19 protein-coding genes are annotated in these 19,999 nt (G+C 65.9%); 13 read left to right on the top strand and 6 right to left on the bottom strand.

Annotation, left to right across the window (positions count from 1 at the left end):
• Nucleotides 1-70 precede the first annotated feature (70 nt).
• From HNP98_RS16775 to HNP98_RS16765, 3 genes are all read right to left on the bottom strand, one after another.
• The gene (locus HNP98_RS16775; RefSeq protein ID WP_173811324.1) at nucleotides 71-667 is read right to left on the bottom strand and encodes a class I SAM-dependent DNA methyltransferase; all 597 of its coding nucleotides are present in this window, start codon (nucleotides 665-667) and stop codon (nucleotides 71-73) included.
• Nucleotides 664-1,401, bottom strand: coding sequence for a PIG-L deacetylase family protein (locus HNP98_RS16770; protein ID WP_246275182.1), 738 nt, complete (start codon nucleotides 1,399-1,401; stop codon nucleotides 664-666). The genes HNP98_RS16775 and HNP98_RS16770 overlap by 4 nt, the downstream gene beginning before the upstream one ends.
• A 137-nt stretch (nucleotides 1,402-1,538) precedes the next feature.
• Nucleotides 1,539-2,726, bottom strand: a complete 1,188-nt coding sequence (locus tag HNP98_RS16765) for an acyl-CoA dehydrogenase family protein (RefSeq protein ID WP_173811322.1) — start codon at nucleotides 2,724-2,726, stop codon at nucleotides 1,539-1,541.
• A gap of 185 nt (nucleotides 2,727-2,911) precedes the next feature.
• Between HNP98_RS16765 and purH the strand changes: the two genes are divergently transcribed.
• The 8 genes from purH (at nucleotide 2,912) to HNP98_RS16725 (ending at nucleotide 9,861) form a co-directional block, all read left to right on the top strand.
• Complete coding sequence (purH, locus tag HNP98_RS16760) at nucleotides 2,912-4,453, top strand: bifunctional phosphoribosylaminoimidazolecarboxamide formyltransferase/IMP cyclohydrolase (protein ID WP_173811321.1); 1,542 nt, start codon at nucleotides 2,912-2,914, stop codon at nucleotides 4,451-4,453.
• 45 nt (nucleotides 4,454-4,498) lie between these two features.
• A complete protein-coding gene (locus HNP98_RS16755) occupies nucleotides 4,499-4,663 on the top strand; it encodes a hypothetical protein (protein ID WP_173811320.1) in 165 nt (54 codons plus the stop codon).
• 214 nt (nucleotides 4,664-4,877) lie between these two features.
• A complete protein-coding gene (locus HNP98_RS16750) occupies nucleotides 4,878-5,903 on the top strand; it encodes a rod shape-determining protein (protein ID WP_173811319.1) in 1,026 nt (341 codons plus the stop codon).
• A gap of 102 nt (nucleotides 5,904-6,005) precedes the next feature.
• Entirely contained in the window at nucleotides 6,006-6,944 is a 939-nt protein-coding gene (mreC, locus tag HNP98_RS16745) for a rod shape-determining protein MreC (RefSeq protein ID WP_173811318.1), read from the top strand.
• Complete coding sequence (locus HNP98_RS16740) at nucleotides 6,941-7,468, top strand: hypothetical protein (RefSeq protein WP_317171133.1); 528 nt, start codon at nucleotides 6,941-6,943, stop codon at nucleotides 7,466-7,468. The genes mreC and HNP98_RS16740 overlap by 4 nt, the downstream gene beginning before the upstream one ends.
• A gap of 54 nt (nucleotides 7,469-7,522) precedes the next feature.
• Nucleotides 7,523-9,358: a peptidoglycan D,D-transpeptidase FtsI family protein gene (locus HNP98_RS16735; RefSeq protein WP_173811317.1), complete on the top strand. Its 1,836-nt coding sequence runs from the start codon at nucleotides 7,523-7,525 to the stop codon at nucleotides 9,356-9,358.
• Between the two features lie 18 nt (nucleotides 9,359-9,376).
• On the top strand, nucleotides 9,377-9,601 hold the full coding sequence (locus HNP98_RS16730) for a type II toxin-antitoxin system Phd/YefM family antitoxin (RefSeq protein WP_173811316.1): 225 nt from the start codon (nucleotides 9,377-9,379) through the stop codon (nucleotides 9,599-9,601).
• Nucleotides 9,598-9,861 (top strand): Txe/YoeB family addiction module toxin, encoded by a 264-nt coding sequence (locus HNP98_RS16725; protein WP_173811315.1) that lies wholly within the window; start codon nucleotides 9,598-9,600, stop codon nucleotides 9,859-9,861. Before HNP98_RS16730 ends, HNP98_RS16725 begins: the two co-directional genes overlap by 4 nt.
• Nucleotides 9,862-9,958: 97 nt before the next feature.
• Here the strand turns inward: HNP98_RS16725 and HNP98_RS16720 are convergent, their stop codons facing one another.
• From HNP98_RS16720 to HNP98_RS16710, 3 genes are all read right to left on the bottom strand, one after another.
• Complete coding sequence (locus tag HNP98_RS16720; protein WP_173811314.1) at nucleotides 9,959-11,362, bottom strand: NADH-quinone oxidoreductase subunit N; 1,404 nt, start codon at nucleotides 11,360-11,362, stop codon at nucleotides 9,959-9,961.
• A gap of 177 nt (nucleotides 11,363-11,539) precedes the next feature.
• Nucleotides 11,540-13,006, bottom strand: a complete 1,467-nt coding sequence (locus HNP98_RS16715; protein ID WP_173811313.1) for a complex I subunit 4 family protein — start codon at nucleotides 13,004-13,006, stop codon at nucleotides 11,540-11,542.
• A gap of 100 nt (nucleotides 13,007-13,106) precedes the next feature.
• A complete protein-coding gene (locus tag HNP98_RS16710; RefSeq protein WP_173811312.1) occupies nucleotides 13,107-14,426 on the bottom strand; it encodes a serine hydrolase in 1,320 nt (439 codons plus the stop codon).
• Nucleotides 14,427-14,565: 139 nt separating this feature from the next.
• On the opposite strand from HNP98_RS16710, the gene mnmH reads away from it, so the two are divergent.
• The 5 genes from mnmH to HNP98_RS16685 all read left to right on the top strand — a co-directional run bounded on the left by mnmH (nucleotide 14,566) and on the right by HNP98_RS16685 (nucleotide 19,529).
• Entirely contained in the window at nucleotides 14,566-15,597 is a 1,032-nt protein-coding gene (gene mnmH, locus HNP98_RS16705; protein ID WP_173811311.1) for a tRNA 2-selenouridine(34) synthase MnmH, read from the top strand.
• A 5-nt stretch (nucleotides 15,598-15,602) separates the two neighbouring features.
• On the top strand, nucleotides 15,603-16,004 hold the full coding sequence (locus HNP98_RS16700) for a hypothetical protein (protein ID WP_173811310.1): 402 nt from the start codon (nucleotides 15,603-15,605) through the stop codon (nucleotides 16,002-16,004).
• A 4-nt stretch (nucleotides 16,005-16,008) separates the two neighbouring features.
• On the top strand, nucleotides 16,009-17,073 hold the full coding sequence (gene selD / locus HNP98_RS16695) for a selenide, water dikinase SelD (protein WP_173811309.1): 1,065 nt from the start codon (nucleotides 16,009-16,011) through the stop codon (nucleotides 17,071-17,073).
• Nucleotides 17,074-17,138: 65 nt separating this feature from the next.
• On the top strand, nucleotides 17,139-18,617 hold the full coding sequence (locus HNP98_RS16690; protein ID WP_173811308.1) for a T9SS type A sorting domain-containing protein: 1,479 nt from the start codon (nucleotides 17,139-17,141) through the stop codon (nucleotides 18,615-18,617).
• A 21-nt stretch (nucleotides 18,618-18,638) separates the two neighbouring features.
• Entirely contained in the window at nucleotides 18,639-19,529 is an 891-nt protein-coding gene (locus HNP98_RS16685; RefSeq protein ID WP_317171132.1) for a glutamate--tRNA ligase family protein, read from the top strand.
• Nucleotides 19,530-19,999: the final 470 nt, after the last annotated feature.

Here is a 19,999-nt window from a genome sequence, read left to right as displayed (position 1 = left end):
CGCGTCTCTACATCGTGCGAATACCAGTTAAAGTAGCTGCTCATTGGGGGTAGCTGGCGGCAGCGCGCAGCTAACGCTTTTCCAGCACGTCGAGCCGGTACTGGGGCTGGCGCTGGCCGCTAAGGTGCCGCCAGGGGCCGTCGGGCCCCGCCCGTTGCAGAAAAAATTCGTGCACCTCGTCGCCCGTGAGGGGGTAATCGTGGACCGGGGCCGTCCAGTGCACCAGCAGCAGCTGGCCCCCGGCGGGCACGGCCGCCGCGATGCCAGCGGCGGCGCGGGCCAAATCGGCCGGGTTCCAGTAGTAGCCCACTTCGCACAGGGTAACCAAGTCGAATTGTCCCTCGGGAAACTCGTCGGGCAGCCGCCGCCGCTCCAGCGCCACCTGCGGCAGGTCGGCGCAGCGTTGGCGGGCCCGCGCCAGGGCCTGCTCGCTCACATCGACGCCCAATAGCCGCCCGCAGCGCGGGGCCAGCAGCGCCGTGAACACGCCCAGCGAGCACCCAATCTCGAACGCCTGCGGGTAGTGCGACCGGGGCAAGGCGGCCAGCGACGCCGCGTACTTGGCGTGCTCGTAGGGGCTGGTTTCGAAGCCCCACGGGTCGTCGTTGGCGCGGTACACGGCGTCAAAATATTGTTCGCCGAGGGTGTTGGGCTGGTTCTCGTTCATGGGGCGGCTTCAAAAAATACTTCGGTGGGCTGGGCGAATTTCGCCAGCATCTCGTCGGCCAGCAGAAACCCCGCCGCGTCGTCGGTGAACACGCCGGGGGCCACCTGCGAGCGGTGCGCGGCAATGGCCCGCAGCTTGTGGGGCAGCACGGCGTCGATGGCCAGCCGGAACCCCGCCACCTGGTCGGCGGGCTGGGGCAGGTCGGCAGGGGCGGCGCGCTGCCAGGCCCACACCACGTATTCGAGCGGGCGCGGGGCCCCGGGCAGCCCGGCCAGGGCGGCTTGGGCCAGCTGGTAGCTGGCGCGGTGGTCGGGGTGGGGGTCGCGCCGCCAGGGCAGCAGCACGGTGGCGGGCCGGGCGGCCAGCAAAAGTGCCCGCAGCCGCGCGGCGGCCTCGGCAAAGCCGGGCTGCCCGGGGCTGGAAGGCACGCGGCCGTCGGGCAGGCGCAGCGGCAGCGGCTCGGTGTGCACGCCGAGCAGCGCCAGCGCGTGGCGCAGCTCGCCTTCGCGCACGGCCCGCCGGGCCTCGGCCGAAAACAGGACCGATTGCGGGTGCGACATCGAGCCGTCGCTCACCAGCACGACGTGCACCGGCTGGCCCGCTTGCCGCAGCAGCGCCAGCAGGCCTCCGCAGCCTAGGGCCTCGTCGTCGGGGTGCGGCACCACCACCACCGTGGGCCCCAGCGTAGCGGCAAATTCGGCGGGGCGCAACGGGTATTCGGCAAAGGGCAGCATGCGCATCAAGTGTTCAGCTACTGGCTTTCAGCTGTTAGCCATTGGCTTCCGTTTTGGGTAATAAAGGCTTACTTAAAGCCGACAAGCGTTTACGTTCAGTCGACTGCTTGGGAATATAAAAACGGGACGCGGCCGTCCTAAAAATCGTGGCCGTCCAGCACGAAGCGGCCCACGTCGGCCAGCACGGCGTCGGGGGCGGGCTGGCGCAGGTAGTGGGTCAGGTCGCGGTGCAGGCGCTCGAAGGGCTCGGGCTGGAGCAGGCCGCGGGCCCCCACGCAACGCTCGGCCAGGGGCAGCATGGCCAGGCCAATTTGCTCGATGGCGGTGCGCACCAGGCCGGCGTAGGCCGCGGCGGCCGGCTGGGGGCCCGCCGCGGCGTCGGCGGGCAGGGCCGCGCGGGCGGCGGCCCCGCGCAGCCACTGCCGGCCGCTTTCGCGCAGCAGGGCCATCTGGCCCAGGCGCTGGCGCTGGTAGGGGTCGTCGGTGCGGCCCAGGCGCTGCAAAAAGCGCCGCGTCTCGTCGAACACCGCTTCGGCCCCGCCCATTTGCACGGCCGCAAACCGGCTGGCCCCGCCCCCGAACCACGGCTGGCGGTAGTAGGCGTTGGGCGGGCCGAGCAAGTCGGCGGGCCCGATTTCGAGGCCGGTCAGGTCGGCCCGGTAGCTGGCGGTGGCCCGCATCCCCAGCGGCCGCCAGAAGCTGCGGTCCAGCGCGGGGGCCTGCGCGTCGGCGGGCAGCACGAACATCTGCCAGCCGTGCCCCTCCGCCAGGGCCCCGGTGACGAGCGGCCGGTGCACGTACCCGGCCCCGGAGGCGAACGTTTTGGCCCCAAACAGCCGGTAGCGGCCCCCGGGCAAGGGCTCGAGCCGCACGCCCTGGGCGGGGTCTTCGGTGTTCCACACCCCAAACAACCGGCCAGCGGCCGCATCGGCGGCCCAGCCCTGCAACTGCGCCGCGTGCCCGTACAACTGTATTAGCAGAAGGGCGTTGACGTGGCCTTCGTAGAGCCGACCCACCGCCAGGTTGCCCCGGCCCACGTGGCGCAGCACGTCCAGCAGCGCCTCGGTGGCGGCGGGGGCCCCCAGGCCGGCCCCGCCCAGGGCCGGGGCCAGGGGGGCGGTGAGCAGCCCGGCGGCCCGCAGCCAGGCGAACTCCTGCCCCGGGAACGTGGCCTCGGCATCGGTGGCGGCGGCTTGGGCAAACAGGCGCGGGGCCAGGGCCCGGGCGGCCCGCACGGCCTCGGCCGGCGGGGAAAGGGGGGCGGGGCCCGGGGCAAGCGAAGGAGTGCTAATGGAAAGGTCGGGGCTGGCGGCGTCGAATAGCATCGGCACGAACGTGAAATATATGTGAGGGTACCAACTATACTCCAAAACGCGCGGCCGTGTTCGTGGGGCGGGGCCCGCCGCCGAAAAAGTGCCGCTGGCCAGCGATTTTAGCGCGGGCGTTGGGCCCCGGCAACGGCCCGGCGTACCTTTGCGGCGGCAATAGTGCCCTGGCTTCTTCCGCCGTTATGTCGTCCCGTCCCGTTCGCGCCGCCCTGTTGTCCGTCTACCACAAAGACCGGCTGGGGCCGCTGGTGCAGGTGCTGCGCCAGCACGGCGTAACGCTCTATTCGACCGGCGGCACCCAGCAGTTCCTCGAAAGCGAGGGGGCCACCGTAGTGGCCGTCGAGGACCTCACCGGCTTCCCCGAAGTGTTCGGGGGCCGCGTGAAAACGCTGCACCCCAAGGTGTTTGGCGGCATCCTGCACCGCCGCCACGAGCCCGGCGACCTGGCCCAGGCCCAGCAGCACGGCATCCCGCCCATCGATTTGGTGGTCGTCGATTTATACCCGTTTGAGGAAACCGTGGCCAGCGGCGCGGCCGAAGCCGAGGTCATCGAGAAAATCGACATCGGCGGCATTGCCCTGCTCCGCGCTGCCGCCAAAAACTACCGCGACGTGCTGGTGGTGAGCAGCCGCGACCAGTACGCCGCCGTGGCCGAGCTGCTGGCCGCCAAAAACGGCGCCACCGACCTGGAGGACCGCCGCCACTACGCCGCCGCCGCCTTCGCCACCACCAGCCACTACGACACCGAGATTTTCCGGTACGTGCGCCAGGGCACGGACCTGGCCCCGGCCGCCGGCCCCGGCGCGGGGCCCCGGGGCGAAGCCACCCCCCTGCGCTACGGCGAGAACCCCCACCAGGCCGGCACGTTCTACGGCGACCTGGGGGCCCTGTTCGAGCAGCTGCACGGCAAGCAGCTGAGCTACAACAACCTGGTGGACGTGGACGCCGCCGTGCAGCTCATGCGCGAGTTTGCCGACGGCCCCCCCGCCTGCGCCATCCTCAAGCATACCAACGCCTGCGGCGTGGCCCAGGCCGCCACCCTGCACGAGGCCTACGTGAACGCCCTGGCCTGCGACCCGGTGTCGGCCTTTGGCGGGGTCATCGTCGTGAACCAGGAAGTGGACGCGGCCACCGCCGCCGAGCTGAGCCAGCTGTTTTTTGAGGTGTTGATTGCCCCCGGCTTCGCCCCCGACGCGCTGCCGGCCCTGCAAAGCAAGAAAAACCGCATCCTGCTGCGCCAGAAGCCCGTCGAGTTCCCCGCCAAGCAGGTGAAAACCCTGCTCAACGGCCTCATCGAGCAGGACGCCGACCACCGGAGCGAAACTGCCGCCGATTTCAAAGTAGTGACCCAGTCGGCCCCCACGGCCGAGGAAACGGAGGCCCTGGTGTTCGCCGGCAAAATCTGCAAGCACACCAAGAGCAACACCATCGTGCTGGCCCGCGCCGGCCAGCTGCTGGCCTCCGGCGTGGGCCAAACCTCGCGCGTGGACGCCCTGCGCCAGGCCATCGAGAAGGCCCACGCCTTCGGCTTCGGCCTGCAAGGCGCGGTGATGGCCTCGGACGCGTTCTTCCCCTTCCCCGATTGCGTCGAAATTGCCGGGGCCGCCGGCATCCGCGCCGTGGTGCAGCCCGGCGGCTCCATCAAAGACGCCGACAGCGTGGCGGCCTGCGACGCGCGCGGCATGGCGATGGTGCTCACCGGCGTGCGCCACTTCAAGCACTAACCGTCGGCCGGCCGGAAAGCGGCCTTGTACTTTGACCACCTACTCATGAAAATTGCCCTGGCCGTCGGGTACGTCTTTTTAATTATTGGGATTCTGATCCGGGTGTTCGCACCCGGGCTGGGCGTGCTGGGCGTCGTCTTCGCCGCGGCGGGCGGCCTGACGGCGGCAGTCGCCACGGTATCGCTCGCGGGCCGGCGCAACAAGCGGTAGGCGGCCCGCCGGCCCCGCGCTTCGGCGCGGCAGCCGGCTAGGCGGCGGGGCCCCGCCGAAGCGCGGGGCCCCGCCGCCTAGCCGGCGTTTCCGGCACTGAGCGAAGGCCGGGCAGGACGAAAGCAAGCCCCCGCATCCGGGCATTACTTCCGTATCTTTGCCCATTATTTGCGCGCAACCTCAGTGGTAGTGCGGCTTTTCCGACTATAACTCAATGGGTTTCTTTAACTTCCTGACCAGCGACATTGCCATCGACCTGGGCACGGCCAACACGCTCATTATCCACAACGACAAGATTGTGGTGGACGAGCCGAGCATCATTGCTAAAGACCGCACCACCAACAAGATCATCGCCGTGGGCCGCCAGGCCCAGCAGATGCACGAGAAAACCCACGACAACATCAAAACCATTCGCCCGCTCAAGGACGGCGTCATCGCCGACTTCCACGCGGCGGAGGAGATGATCAAGGGCATGATTAAGATGATTGACACGCGCAAGCGGCTGTTCCAGCCCTCGCACCGCATGGTCATCTGCATCCCGTCGGGCATCACGGAAGTGGAAAAACGCGCCGTGCGCGACTCCGCCGAGCACGCCGGGGCCAAGGAAGTATGGATGATTCAGGAGCCGATGGCCGCCGCCATCGGCATCGGCATCGACGTGCAGCAGCCGGTGGGCTCGATGATCATCGACATCGGGGGCGGCACCACCGAGATTGCCGTGATTGCCCTCTCGGGCATCGTGTGCGACCAAAGCATCAAAACGGCCGGCGACGTCTTCAACCAGGACATCCTGGACTACATGCGCCGCCAGCACAACCTGCTCATCGGCGAGCGTTCGGCCGAGCGCATCAAAATTGAGGTGGGGGCCGCCCTTACCGAGCTGGACAACCCGCCGCCCGACCACGAGGTGCGCGGCCGCGACCTGATGACGGGCATCCCGAAGGTGATTAAAGTCACGTTTTCGGAAATCGCCATTGCGCTGGACAAGTCGGTGGCCAAAATCGAGGAGGCCGTGCTGAAAGCCCTGGAAATTTCGCCCCCCGAGCTGTCGGCCGACATCTACGAGCACGGCATCCACCTCACCGGCGGCGGGGCCCTGCTGCGCGGGCTCGACAAGCGCCTGGCCGCCAAAACCAAGCTGCCCATCCACATCGCCGAAGACCCGCTGCGGGCCGTGGTGCTCGGCACCGGCAAGGCCATCAAAGACATCCAGGCCTACCGGGGCGTGCTGATGACGTAGGGCATTTAACATTTATCAATTAACATTTAACAGGCGGCCCCCACCACTTGACTGCCTGGTAATAATGTGGGTGTTAAATGATAAATGATAATTGTTAAATGAATGAAGAATCTGCTGCGGTTGCTGGTGCGGTTTCAGGGGTTGCTGGCGTTCGGCCTCCTGGAGGGCATCAGCCTGTACTTGTTCGTCACCAGCAGCTCGTACCAGCGGGCCGCGTTTTTCAATTCGGCCAACGCCTACACCGGCACGGTGCTGGCCCGCCGCACCGAAGTGCTCGATTATTTCCACCTGGGGGCCCTGAACCAGCAGCTGCTGGCCGAAAACGCCCGCCTCCGCCAGCAGCTGTACCCGCCCGACCTGGGCCGCCGCGAAGCCGACTCGGTGGCCGTGCCCCCGGCCCCCGGCGACTCGCTGCGCCGCGTGCGCTACGGGCGGCCGGCCGCCCGCCCCGACACCCTGCTGCTGGCCCAGCGCCGCCTGGCCGCCCACGACCCCGCCTACCCGCTCGTGGCGGCCCGCGTGATTAACAACTCGCTGCGGGCCGTCGATAACTACTTCACCCTGAACGTGGGCCTGGCCGACGGCGTGCGCCCCGGCCTGGGCGTGCTGGCCGCCGCCGGCGTGGTGGGCCGCATCAAGGCCGCCACGGCCCACTACGCCACCGCCACCAGCCTGCTGCACTCCAAAACCAGCGTGTCGGCCAAAATCAAGCGCGACGGCACGTTTGGCAGCGTGCGCTGGCCCGGCGACGACCCCACGCAGGGCCTGCTCGACGACATCCCGCGCCAAAACAAGCTGGTGGTGGGCGACACCGTGGTGACGTCGGGCTACAACGCCATTTTCCCGGAGGGCGTGTTCATCGGCACCGTCGCCTCGTTCGTGAAGGAGCCGGACAAAAACTTCTGGACGGTGCACCTGCGGCTGGGCGTCGATTTCAGCAACCTGACCTACGTGTACGTGGTCACGAGCCGCTCGCGGCCCGAGCGCGACACCGTGGAGGCCCGCGCCCTGCCGCCGGCCGGAAAGGAGGGCCGCCGGTGAAAGAGCTGGGCTTATTGCTGGGGCAGGCGCTGCGCTACGCGCTCTACACGCTGGTGCACGTGTTCATTATCAGTCGGTTGGTGCTGTTCGAGGCGGGCTGGTGCTTTTTTTACTTAGGGTTTTTGCTGTTCCTGCCCCTCGGCACGCCCGTGGTGGTGCAATTGCTGCTGGCCTTCGGCACGGGCCTGACGATGGACATCTTTTACGACACCGGGGGCCTGCACGCGGCGGCGGCGGTGCTGCTGGCCGCCGTGCGGCCGGCGGTGCTGCGCCTGCTGCGCCCGCGCGACGGCTACGACGCCGCCGATGCCGCGAACGTGCACTACATGGGCCCCGCGTGGTTCCTCACCTACCTGGGGGTGCTGGTGCTGGTGCACCACCTGGCGTTTTTCCTGCTGGAGCTGGGCAGCTTCCGGCACTTCGGGTTCACGCTGGAAAAAGTGGGCGTAAGTTGGGCGTTTACGTGCGTGGCGCTACTAATTGTGCAGCTGCTGTTTTCGCCGGTGCGGCGCAGCCGGCAGTAGGGCCGGGGGCCGATAAGCTGCACCGGGGCCCTGGTTCGGTTGTAACTTTATAGTATGCAATACCTGGAAGGCCGGCGCTACGTGGTGCAAGGCATTTTTTTGCTGGTGGCGGTGGTGTTTGCCACGCGGCTGTTTTTCATGCAGGTGCTCGACCCTACCTACAAGCTGGCGGCCGATAAAAACACCTTGCAGCGCCTGGTGCGGGTGCCCTACCGGGGCTCGATTTACGACCGCAAAAACCAGCTGCTCGTCACCAACACGCCCGTGTACGACCTGATGGTGGTGCCCCGTGAGGTGCGGCAGCTCGACTCGGCCCGCTTCTGCCAGCTGCTGCAAATCCCGCTGGCCAGCCTGCGGGAGGGGCTGCGGGTGGCCAAAAAATATTCCCGCACCAAGCCCTCGCCGCTGGTGCAAAACCTGAGCCTGGCCGAGCGGGCGGCCATCGAAGACAACCTGATTGACTTTCCGGGCTTCCGCACCCAGGTGCGCATGGCGCGGGCCTACCGCACGCCCAACCTGGCCCACGCCCTGGGCTACGTGGGGCCCATCACGCCCAAGCTGCTGGAGCTGCCCAAGTACGCCCGTTACGTGCCGGGCGAAAACGTGGGCATCGCGGGCCTCGAGTCGTACTACGAGCCCACGCTGATGGGCCGCCGCGGCGTGCAGTTCAAGATGGTGAACGTGCGCGGCGTCGAAAAAGGCGCGTTCCGGGACGGCCGGTACGACACGCTCTCGGTGGCCGGGCAGGACCTGCACCTCAGCATCGACGCCGAGCTGCAGGCCTACGGCGAGGAGCTGCTGGCCGGCCGGCGCGGCTCCATCGTGGCCATCGACCCCAAAACGGGCGAAATCCTGGCCTTCGTGTCGGCCCCCCACTACGACCCCCAGATCCTGACCGGCAAGGGCATGGGCAACCGCTACATGGACCTGCTGCGCAACCCCGACCGGCCCCTGTTCGACCGCCCGCTGATGGCCACGTACCCGCCCGGCTCGGTGTTTAAGCTGGTGAACGAGCTGGTGGCCTTGCAGCTGGGGGTCGTTGCGCCCGGCACGGGCTTCGCCTGCGACCAGCGGCTGGTGCACTGCACCCACCAGCACGAGTACCCGGCCAACGTGAGCATCGCCATCAAAAACAGCTGCAACCCCTACTTCTACCAGGTGATGCGGGCGGCGGTGGTGCGCGGGCAATCCAGCAACAAGTTCGAGGACGCCCGCCTGGGCCTGGTGCAGTGGCAGAAAATGGTGAAGTCGTTCGGCCTGGGCGAAAAACTGGGCGTGGACATGAGCCAGGAGAAGCGCGGCTTCATCCCCTCGGCCGCGTTCTACGACAAGCTGCGCGGCTACCACCACTGGAACTTCAAAACCGTGTACTCGCTGGCCATCGGGCAGGGCGAAATCGGCATCACCGGCCTGCAAATGGCCAACGTGATGGCCACCATTGCCAACCGCGGCTACTACTACACGCCGCATTTCGTGCGGGGCATTGGCAGCGCGGGGGCCCTGCCGCAGTACCGCGAGCGGCACTACACGGCCGTGGACACGGCCTTGTTCAAGTACATCATCCCCGGCATGCAGGAAGTAGTGGACGGCCGCGGCGGCACCGGCAACCTGGCCTCGCTGCGCGAGTTCGGCATCTCGGTGGCCGGCAAAACCGGCACCGTGCAAAACCCCCACGGCTACGACCACGCCACCTTCGCCGCCTTCGCCCCGGCCAACGACCCGAAAATCGCCATCGCCGTGTTCATCGAAAACAGCGGCTTCGGGGGCAGCAGCGCCGCCCCCGCCGCCGGCCTGATGATCGAAAAGTACCTGCGCGGCCACGTGGTGAGCTACCACAAGCGCATGGAGGACTGGATTAAGTACGGGAATTTGACGGTGCACCTGCACTGAGGCGTAAATTTACTATCCATGAAAATCACGTTAGAAGTGCCCGAAAGCCGCGCCGATTTCCTGCTGGAGCTGCTGCGAAATCTGCCCTTTGTCAAGCTGCGCGGCCAGGCTGCTAAAGCCCCGGCCCCGGACGAAACGGATTATCTGCTTTCTTCCCCTGCCAACGCGGCCCGGCTGTACGCGGCCCTGGAGCGCGACAAACGCGGCGAGCGCGAAGCCCACGAGCTACCGACAAAGCTGTGACGCTGAGCTGGGACGCCGCCGCCTGGGAGGATTTTCAATACTGGCTTGATACTGATAAAGCCACGGCTCGCAAAATCCGGGCGTTGCTCAAAGAATGCATGCACCCCCCCGCCACGGGCACGGGCAAGCCGGAACCTCTCAAACACGACTTTACCGGGTTCTGGTCGCGCCGCATCAGTGGGGAGCACCGGCTGGTTTATCGTTTCGAGGCTGACCTGATTCACGTGCTGCAATGCCGCTTTCACTACGCAGCCAAATAGTGCCCCGAGGGCTTGATGAACCGCTGCCACTATGACAAAAACAAAAGAAAAGGCCACCCAATTCGGGTGGCCTTTTCTTTTAAAAGAAAATGACGTGCTACAATATCCCGCTCAGAAAGCCCGGCACAATGCCCAGGGCAATGGTGAGCAGCGCCAGCAGGGCCAGCGTAAAAGATTGCAAGCCATCGACGGGCACGGCCTCGGCGGTGGGGCCCTCGGCGGGGCGCAGGTACATGGCGATGATGGGGCGCAGGTAGTAATATATGCCTACCATGCTCATAATGACGGCGAACACCACGAGGCCGATGTGGCCCTGACCCGCGGCGGCGGTGAGCAGGAAAAACTTGCCGAAGAAGCCGCCCGTGAGTGGAATGCCGGCCAGCGAGAGCATGGCCACCGTCATCACCGCGGCCAGCAGCGGGTTGGTTTTGCCCAGGCCGTTGAGGGCGGTGTAGTCGCTGCGCTGGCGGTGGGCCGCCACCAGCTTCAGCACGCCGAACGCGGCCACGGTGGCGATGGAATACGCCAGCGAGTAGAAGAAGATGCCGCTGGCCGCTGGCCCCACCAGGGTGCCGCTGCCGGCCACGAGGCCGATGAGCAGGTAGCCGGCGTGGCTCACGCTGGAGTAGGCCAGCATGCGCTTGGGCGTGGTTTGCACGGCGGCCCCCACGTTGCCCAGCAGCAGGGTGAGGGCGCACATGGCCTGGATGGTGGGGGCCCAGAAGCCCTGGGCCGCCGGCAGGGCCACGGCCAGCAGCTTGAGAAACGCGGCGAAGCCCGCCGTTTTCACCACCGTGCTCATGAAGGCGGTGAAGAACGTGGGCGTGCCCTCGTACACGTCGGGCGTCCAGAAGTGGAAGGGCGCGGCCGACACCTTGAAGCCGATGCCGATAATCATCAGCAGGATGCCGATGTGGAGCATGGGCAGCAGGCTGGCGTTGGCGGGGGCGGCCACGGCGGCGGCAATCTGCGAGAGGGCGAAGGTGCCGGTGGCCCCGTAGAGCAGCGCGATGCCGAAGAGCAGGATGCCCGTGGCGAAGGCCCCCATCAGGAAGTATTTCAGGGCCGCCTCGTTCGAGCGGGAGTCGCGCTTGCTGGCCCCGGCCAGCACGTACATGCTGATGCTCAGGATTTCAATGCCCACAAACAGCATCAGCAAGTGGTCGTAGCCAATCATCATGATGGCCCCTACCAGCGAGAACAGCAGCAGCGCGTAGTACTCGGCCAGGTTGGGCTCGTGGGCCACCACGTAGCTGCGCGAGAAGGGCAGCAGCAGCAGGGCGGTGAGCACCACGATGCCGGTGAAGGCCACCGTGTAGTTATCCACCGTCAGCATGTGGTTGAAGAACGACTGCGGCGCGTGGTTCCAGTCGGCCAGGTTGACGCCGAACACCACCGCCAGCACCAGCAGCGCGGCGGGCAGCAGCACCTTGTTCGAGCGCAAAAAGCCCAGGAACAGCTGAACGATGCCGAAGACGGAAAGAAGGATAATGGAAATCATAATTTTGAGCTGTTAGCCACTAGCTGTTAGCTGTTAGCTTTTTTGCTGAAGGCGTTGAGATTCGGCTATTCAGCAGGGGTGGAGTGAGCGGCCAAACAAGAGCGGGCTGATTGCCTAGAGCAAAAGCTAACAGCTAAGGGCCGCTTAAAGGCCCCCGCCATCAGCTAACAGCTAAAGCTACCGGCCCACGGCCGTCAAAATGCTGCTCACGGCGGGCTCGGAGATGTGCAGGAAAGTGCCCGGGAACAGGCCCAGCCAGAACACCAGCACGATGAGGGGCACGAACACGGCCAGCTCGGCGCCGGTGAGGTCGGTGATGGTGGCGGAGAAGGACGAGTCGGGGCCCAGCATGGTGCGCTGGAACAGGCGCAGCAGGTACACCGCCGAGAAGATGATGGTAAGGCCGGCCACCGCGCCCACCCAGGCCGAGTACTGGTAGATGCCGGCCAGCAGCAGGAACTCGCCCACAAAGCCGCCCGTGAGGGGCAGGGCCACGGTGCTGAGCAACAGCACCAGAAAGCACACGCTGAGCAGGGGCGTGCGGCGGGTGAGGCCCCCGAGGTCGGGCAGCAGGCGGGTGCCGGTGCGGCGCTCGATGGCGTCGGCCACGAAGAACATGCCCACCACGTTCACGCCGTGGGCCAGCATCTGGATGACCGCGCCTTGCAGGCCGATTTGGGTGAGCGAGAACACGCCGGCCGCCATCAGCCCCACGTGCGAAAGCGACGAGTAGGCGATGAGCCGCTTCATGTCGCGCTGCCGGATGGCGATGAGGGCCCCGTAGATAACCCCGATAACGGCCAGGATGATGACCGGCCGCTGCCACTGGCTGACGCCGAGCGGCACGATGGGCAGCAGCCAGCGCAGCGTGCCGTAGATGCCCATTTTCAGCATGATGCCCGCGAGCAGCATGGTGGCCGGCGCGGGGGCCTCGGTGTAGGTGTCGGGCTGCCAGGTGTGGAAGGGGAAGACGGGCATCTTCACGGCGAAGGCCGCGAAAATCAGCCAGAACAGCCACGACTGCTCGCCGGCGCTCAGCCGCAGCTTGTAGAAAGCCGACAGCTCGGACGAGTGGGCGGCGAGGCCGCTGGCGGCCGGGCCGGTTTGCAGGTACAGGTACACGAAGCCGGCCAGCATCAGCAGCGAGCCCACCACGGTGAAGAGGAAGAACTTGAGGGTGACGGCGATGCGCCGCTCGCCGCCCCAGGCCCCGGCCAGGAAGTAAATCGGGATGAGGGCCACTTCCCAGAAGAAGTAGAACAGGAAGGCATCGAGCGACATGAACACGCCGAGCAGGCCGGTTTGCATGGCCAGCACCAGGGCGTAGAAGGCCGAGGGGTTGTCGTAGTCGTGCCGGAAGGCGGCCAGCAGAATCAGCGGCACCAGGAAGGTGGTGAGCAGCACCAGCAGCAGGCTGAGGCCGTCGAGCCCGAGGTGAAAGTTGATGCCGGCCGACGAAATCCAGGCGTAGTCGAGGTTGTAGGCCCCCGAGCCGTGGCGGGTGAAGTCGAAGGCCACGAAGGCGGCCAGCGCGAATTCGACCAGGGAGGCCCCCAGGGCCAGGGTGCGGGCGGTGCCGCCCTTGGTGAAATGCAGCAGCAGCGCGGCCGCCAGGGGGAGAAAAAGCAGTACAGCAGTCAGCATCGGCAAGCGGGTTGGGCGCGTCGCGGCGTGGGGGTACACCCGCAAATTGACCGCAAACTTACGCACTCCCCGGCAAGGCCGCGCGGTGGCCGCGGAAGTTCTAGGGACGCGCCACCGGACGGCTCATCAGCACGCGCCCGTCGGCGGCCAGCCACTGGGCGGCGTAGAGGCCGGGGGCCAGCGCCGCGACCGACACCGTGGCTTCGGGGCCCGGGGCGGGCTGGCGCACCACTTCGCGGCCCAGGGCGTCGAGTAGGCGCACGAAAGCGGCCGCGCGGGCCGGCTGCCGCAAGGTGAGGGTTTCGGCCGCCGGGTTGGGGTACGCCAGGAAGCCGGCGGCTTCGGCGGCGGCGGCGCGGGCCGTGGGCAGGCAAAACACGGCCATTATTTTCGACCACAGCTCGGCGTCGAACGACGAGGCGGCGAGCCGGCTGGCCCCGGCCGAAGCGCCCTGGCGCACCACCACCAGGCCCAGGCTGGGCACGACGTAAATCTTCTGGTCGTCTTTGCCCAGCGCGGCAATCAGGTCGGCCGGGGCCGTGGGGATGACCGCGCCCGGAAACGAGGCCTGCACCGTGGGCAGCTTGTAGCTGGTCTGGCCGTTGAGCCACCAGAGGTAGCCGTAGCTGGGGTTGATGGCCTGGCTGGGCGTGGTCATGGCCCGGAAATAGGCCGCGTCGGTGAGGACGGGGGTGCCGTCCCAGCTGCCCTTGGCCAGAATAAACAGGCCGAAGCGGGCCATGGAGCGGGCCCGGCTGTAAAACACGTCGTCGGACCACAGGCCCGTCATGCCGATGCGGGTGCCCAGGCGCTGGGCGGTGTACTGGCTCATGCTGGGGGCCCCACTGGCCTGCACCAGCACGTCCTGCAAGGTGCGGTAGGCCCCGGTGTGGTAGGCCCAGCGGGTGGCGGGCGGCACCAGGTAGCGGAGGCAGCCGGGCGTGGTGCTCTCGTTGGTGCAGGGCGCGACCGGGGCGTCGTCGAGCCCGGTGGTCATGGTGAGCTGGTGGCGGAGGGTGATTTGCCGCTGCTGGGCGGGCGTGGCGCTGGTCCAGCGGCCGAGGTACTTGGACGTGCTGTCGCCGATGCTCAGAATCCCGTCCTGCTGGGCCAGGCCCACGAGCACGGCCGTCAGCGACTTGCCCGCCGAGGCCCAGTAATGCACCGAATCGACGGTGTAGGTGCCGTAGTACTTCTCCACCACCAGCCGGCCGTCCTTCAGCATCAGCAGCGACTTGGAGCCCTTGCGGCCCGCGAAGGCCAGCAGCGAGTCGAGCGGGGCCGGGCACCAGCCCAGGCTGGCGGGAGTGGTAGTGGCCCAGGCCGTGCCCGTGGCCGGCGGGAAGTACAGGGCCGGCTGGGCCCGTCCCGGCAGCCCCAGGCCGCAACCAATCAGCAGTAAGAGTAGCAGGCGACGCATAAGCGGGTGGGTGAGTGGTGAATGAAGAATGCCCCTGGGCAACAGACTGCCGCGGGGCGCGGGGGTTTAATGCCCGCGCGGCTCCGGCCGGCCGGGGGCCCGCCAGCGCGTAAATTTGGCCCGCCCCAGTTCCCCGTCCATGCCCCGAAGCCCGATTGCCGATTTCCTGGCCGCCCCCGCCGCCGGGCCCATCCTCGACGTGCGGGCCCCGGCCGAGTACGCCCAGGGCCACATCCCCGGGGCCCTGAGCCTGCCGCTGTTCAGCGACGACGAGCGGGCCCGCGTCGGCACCACGTATAAGCAGATGAGCCCCGAGAAAGCCGTGCTGGTGGGCCTCGATTTCTTTGGGCCGAAAATGCGGGCCATGGTGGAGCAGGCCCGGCAGCTGGCCCCCGGCCAGGAAGTGCGCCTGCACTGCTGGCGCGGCGGCATGCGCAGCGGGGCCGTGCAGTGGCTGCTGGAGCTGGCCGGCTTCCGGGTGACGCTGCTCGACCACGGCTACAAGGACTACCGCCGCTGGGCCGCCGCCGAGTTTGCCCGGCCCCGGGAGCTGCGCATCCTGGGGGGGTACACCGGCAGCGGCAAAACCGTGGTGCTGCACGAGTTAGCTGCCCGGGGCGAGCCGGTGCTCGATTTGGAAGGCCTGGCCCACCACAAGGGCTCGTCGTTCGGCAGCCTGGGGCAGCCGGCCCAGCCCACCCAGGAGCAGTTCGAGAACGACCTGGCCGCGGCGCTGGCCGCCCTGCCCCCGGGCCGGCCGGTGTGGGTGGAGGACGAAAGCCGCTCCATCGGCAGCCGGCACATCCCCACGCCGTTCTTCGACCAGATGCAGGCCGCCCCGCTGCTGGCCCTCGACGTGCCCCGCGCCGCCCGCGTGCCCAAGCTGGCCCTGGAGTACGGCCGCCACGACGCCGGGGCCCTGGCCAGCGCCATCCTGCGCCTGCGCAAGCGCCTCGGCGGCCTCGTAACCAAGGAAGCCCTGGCCGCCATCGCCGACAACGACATGGCCACCATGGTGGACCTCGTGCTGACGTATTACGACAAAACCTACGCCCACACCATGGCCAGCGTCCCCGCCGGCCGCCAAACCATACCCGTGTCCGCCGCCGACACCGACGGGCCCGCGAATGCGGCGCTGGTGCTGGCCGCGGCTAAAGATATTGCTGTCTAAGAGCCGTGAGCATCAAAAAGTCGCCGGGCCACCCCGCTTTATACTATCGCCAGATAATGAACCGGACATGGCTTTATTTAAGTGGCTTGTTGGTTGTGAGTTGCTCGTCCCCTATCGAGCAAAAACCGCTGATAATACAGGGCCGGTGGATAAATGCGAATAAAATAAGCTCGGCTTACATCACATTGGTTTTTCAGGATTCCACTGCTGTGTTTGACAACCGCGCCGATACCGTCAACCGGTTTAATTACCGCATCAACCGGGTGACGCACACGTTGTACCTAACTGACCCTTTCAACAAGAAAGACGCGACGAAAATTGTGAAGCTGAGTGACGACAGTTTAGTATTTAATCACCTTTGGGCACTGCGCGGTACCCAGCGGTTTTACAGGGAAATAAAAAAATAATAACGTGACTTCCTCCCAACCCGAAACCGAGCCCATCCGCCTCACCCAGTACAGCCACGGGGCGGGCTGCGGCTGCAAAATTGCGCCCGCCGTGCTCGATAAAATCCTGCACAGCAGCCTGCCCCAGCCCAACTACCCCGACCTGCTGGTGGGCAACGGCTCGCGCGACGATGCCGCCGTGTTCCGCCTGCCGGGCCAGGAGGGCCAGTGCGTCATCAGCACCACCGACTTCTTCATGCCCATCGTCGACGATGCCTACGACTTCGGGCGCATCGCCTCGGCCAACGCCATTTCCGACGTGTACGCCATGGGCGGGCGGCCCATCCTGGCCATTGCCGTGCTGGGCTGGCCCATCGGCAAGCTCGCGCCCGAAGTGGCCGCGCGGGTAACCGAGGGGGCCCGGGCCATTTGTGCCGAGGCGGGCATCCCGCTGGCCGGGGGCCACAGCATTGATGCGCCGGAACCGATTTTTGGGCTGGCTGTGACGGGCTTGGTGGCCGAAAAAGACCTCAAGCGCAACGACACTGCCCAGCCCGGCTGCCGCCTCTACCTCACCAAGCCCCTGGGCGTGGGCATGCTGACGACGGCTCAGAAGCAAGGCCTCCTGCGCCCCGAAGACGCCGACGTGGCCCCCGCCCAGATGCGCCAGCTCAACAAAATCGGGGCCGCCCTCAGCCCCCTGCCCCAGGTGCAGGCCCTCACCGACGTCACGGGCTTCGGCCTGCTGGGCCACCTGGCCGAAGTGTGCGAGGGCAGCGGCGTGCAAGCCGTGCTCGACTTCGCCAAAGTGCCTCGCCTGGCCGCCGCCGAAGCCTACCGACTACAGGGAGCCGTGCCCGGCGGCACCGCCCGCAACTACGCTAGCTACGGCCACAAAATAGGCCCCCTCACCGCCGAGCAGCAGCAGTGGCTCTGCGACCCGCAAACCTCGGGCGGCCTGCTCGTGTGCGTCGCGCCCGCCGGCGAAGCCGCCGCCCAGGCCATCTTCCAGCAGTACGGCCTGGCCCTGGAAAGCTTCGGCGAGCTGGTAGCGCACCGCGCTGGCGAACCGTGGATCGTGGTCGATTGAGAATCAGTTTGCGAGACAGTCGCGTGGCGGCGGTAAGTTTAGTTTTTAATTTTTTTGCTTCTTTCATGGCAAACCTAATTACCCGCTATTCGCACTTCCACCTGGGCGGTTTTGCAATGGGGCTGGCGCTACTAACAGGTACGGCCGGCGCGGCCCACGCCCAGACTTTTGCCCCGGTGGCAAACTATTCAGCGGGGGCGGGGGGCCAGCCTGCTGGTATGGAAGTAGCCGACATGAACGGGGACGGCTACCCGGACGTCGTTGTAAGTGATGGAGAAAGTCAGGTCAAACTGCTAACCAACAGGAAAGACGGCACCCTAGCCCCCGCCGTGGCGTATTTTACGGGTAGCAATAGTTACCCTGGGGCCGTGGCTGTGGGCGACTTGAACAAAGACGGTTACTTGGACATAGTAACGGCCGTTGATGCCGGTGCCGGGGTGTTACTGGCCAGGCAAGACGGCACCTTCGCGTCCATCGTGGTACACCCGATGGGTGCCAGTTTAGGTGGGGTGGCGGTGAGCGACGTTAACAAGGACGGGTATCCTGACTTGGTTATGGGCGACGTTTATAACAACACGGTCAACGTGTCATTAAACAAGAAAGACGGCACCTTTGCCCCGGCTGTGGTTTACGCGATTGGCAGTACCAGCAATAGCCAGGGGTTGGCGATAGGAGACATGAACGGCGACGGGTACCCGGACCTGGTGATATCCAGCCACACAACCAGCACGGTTGGGGTGCTGCTCAATCGGCAAGATGGCACCTTCGCGCCGGCCGCACAGTATTCCACGGGCAGCGGCAGTTATCCCTTTGATGCAGCGGTAGGCGACGTGAACAACGATGGCGCTTTAGACATCGTAGCGTTCAATCACATCGCGCACACTGCCGGGGTATTGTTGAATCGGCGTGGCGGTACTTTTGCCCCTGTCGTGGCCTATGCTGCGGGCGACAGCGGCGAACCTTTGAGCGGGACGCTGAGCGATTTAAATGGCGACGGCTACTTGGATATTGTTACGGCCAATGGCTTCACCACCACGGTTGGTGGGGTGCTGCTTAACCACAAAGACGGCACTTTTGCTCCGCTCGTGCCCTACTTGGTAAGCGCCGACGTTAGCTTTCATCATGTGGCAGCGGGCGATATGAACAAGGATGGAAAGCCCGACCTTATCACCACCAACATTAATACCAGTACGATTAGCGTACTGCTCAACACCACGGTCGTCCTAGCTGCCCAACCCGGCGCACAGTTGTCCGCCCCCCAGGTTCGCCTGTTCCCTAACCCTGGTGCCCGGGCGCAGGCCGTGCACTTTACCGTAAACCAATTACCGGCCAGCGTACACACCTTGGACGCAACGCTCTGTGATGCTGTAGGTCAAGCGGTGAGCAGTACAACGCTGCCCGTGGTACAGGGCGAGGTTCAGGCTAATATACCCACTGTTGGACTCTCCTCCGGCCTCTACTTGCTGCGCCTGACGGTGCATTCGACGCAGCAAACATCAGCTGGAAGCGCGCTGCTTCCCGTGCAGCGCCTGAGCGTGCAATAAATACTGTGGCCTTCACGTCCAGTGAATCCATTCTTCGCATCAATCGAAACGCATCAACTACCTACGGTAGCCCGCCTGGCCCCCACGCCCAGCGGCTGCCTGCACCTGGGCAACGCGGTGAATTTCGTGCTCACCTGGCTGCTCACGCGGCGGGCCGGCGGCACGCTGCACCTGCGCATCGACGACCTCGACCGGGCCCGCCTGCGGCGGCCGTACCTGGACAATATTTTTTGGGTAATCGACTGGCTGGGCATCGACTACGACCAGGGCCCCCGGGGCCCTGACGACTTCCTGCGCCACCACTCGCAGCTGCTGCACCTGCCCGAATACAACGCCGTGCTGCGCCGCCTGGCCCAGCGGCCCGGGCTGGTGCAGGCCAGCCACCGCAGCCGCGCCGGGTCTTCGCAAGAGACTGCCGCCGCTTTGGATGCGCCCGGCGCGGCGTGGCGGGCCCGGGTGCCGCCGCAGGTGCTGGTGGGCTGGCACGATGCGGGCCAGGGCCCCACGCAAGTGCCCCTGGCCCAGGCAATGCCCGACTTCATTATCCGCAAAAAAGACGGCGTGGCCGCCTACCAGGTGGCTTCGGTGGTGGACGATTTGCGGCTCGGTACCAACCTAATCGTGCGCGGTCTGGACCTGCAAGCCAGCACCGCCGCCCAGCTGTGGCTGGCCGCCCAGCTCTCCGAAACGGCGGCTTTCAACGCCACTCGCATCCGGTTCTGCCACCATAGTTTGCTGATGGACGCAACGGGGCAGAAGCTCTCCAAGTCGCAGCAGGGGGCCCTGGCCACGGGCGTGCTGGGGCAGGAGCGGAGCACCGTTTTCACTGCCGTGGCGCAGCTGCTGAAGCTGCCCGCCGAAGCCGGCGAATCCCTGGCGACGCTGCGGGCCGCGTTTGAAACGATTTTTTAGGCTCTTGCTGCCGAATTCTTTTTAGACTGCGATTCCAAGGAATTGAATGCCTTTTTAAATATTCGTTTCAGCACCATATGCCAAATCGCTACTAGTCATTAGGCGTGCCTATTCAGAAAGAAGTCGCACTAAATTGAAAGCAGGCGTGAGTTGTACTTGGTCCGAGGGCGTAAAATCCTGTATGGGATTGTCAGAAAAACCCAAGCTAAACTTTACCTTGGGGCCCTGCTTTACGAGCAATATCCAGTAGACTGGTTCCGTAGAAATACTTTCGCAAAGTGCCATGTAATGTCCCTCTCCTATGCGTGCTAGGGGCTGCTGCCATCGGGTGTTTTCTAATTGGGTGCTGTCAACCTGCTGGGCGTAATAAGTATAGCGTACGAAGTGCGTGGCAGACCGTTGGACCAAAAGTATGCACTTCGCCTTATCGGGGCTGCCAGCTGCTTTACGGATGTAAAGCACGGTATATG

This window comes from Hymenobacter caeli (assembly GCF_013294115.1).
Lineage (GTDB): Bacteria > Bacteroidota > Bacteroidia > Cytophagales > Hymenobacteraceae > Hymenobacter > Hymenobacter caeli.
Note: the sequence above shows the minus strand (reverse complement) of the source record. Positions and strands in the feature narration are given on the sequence as shown.

Coding starts and splice junctions, on each gene's coding strand:
- HNP98_RS16715 (WP_173811313.1), bottom strand. CDS start 13,006: ATGCTGACTGCTGTACTGCTTTTTCTCCCCCTGGCGGCCGCGCTGCTG.
- HNP98_RS16755 (WP_173811320.1), top strand. CDS start 4,499: ATGAAAATTGCCCTGGCCGTCGGGTACGTCTTTTTAATTATTGGGATT.
- mreC (WP_173811318.1), top strand. CDS start 6,006: ATGAAGAATCTGCTGCGGTTGCTGGTGCGGTTTCAGGGGTTGCTGGCG.
- HNP98_RS16765 (WP_173811322.1), bottom strand. CDS start 2,726: ATGCTATTCGACGCCGCCAGCCCCGACCTTTCCATTAGCACTCCTTCG.
- mnmH (WP_173811311.1), top strand. CDS start 14,566: ATGCCCCGAAGCCCGATTGCCGATTTCCTGGCCGCCCCCGCCGCCGGG.
- purH (WP_173811321.1), top strand. CDS start 2,912: ATGTCGTCCCGTCCCGTTCGCGCCGCCCTGTTGTCCGTCTACCACAAA.
- HNP98_RS16775 (WP_173811324.1), bottom strand. CDS start 667: ATGAACGAGAACCAGCCCAACACCCTCGGCGAACAATATTTTGACGCC.
- HNP98_RS16690 (WP_173811308.1), top strand. CDS start 17,139: ATGGCAAACCTAATTACCCGCTATTCGCACTTCCACCTGGGCGGTTTT.
- HNP98_RS16735 (WP_173811317.1), top strand. CDS start 7,523: ATGCAATACCTGGAAGGCCGGCGCTACGTGGTGCAAGGCATTTTTTTG.
- HNP98_RS16730 (WP_173811316.1), top strand. CDS start 9,377: ATGAAAATCACGTTAGAAGTGCCCGAAAGCCGCGCCGATTTCCTGCTG.
- HNP98_RS16750 (WP_173811319.1), top strand. CDS start 4,878: ATGGGTTTCTTTAACTTCCTGACCAGCGACATTGCCATCGACCTGGGC.
- HNP98_RS16770 (WP_246275182.1), bottom strand. CDS start 1,401: ATGCTGCCCTTTGCCGAATACCCGTTGCGCCCCGCCGAATTTGCCGCT.
- HNP98_RS16720 (WP_173811314.1), bottom strand. CDS start 11,362: ATGATTTCCATTATCCTTCTTTCCGTCTTCGGCATCGTTCAGCTGTTC.
- HNP98_RS16710 (WP_173811312.1), bottom strand. CDS start 14,426: ATGCGTCGCCTGCTACTCTTACTGCTGATTGGTTGCGGCCTGGGGCTG.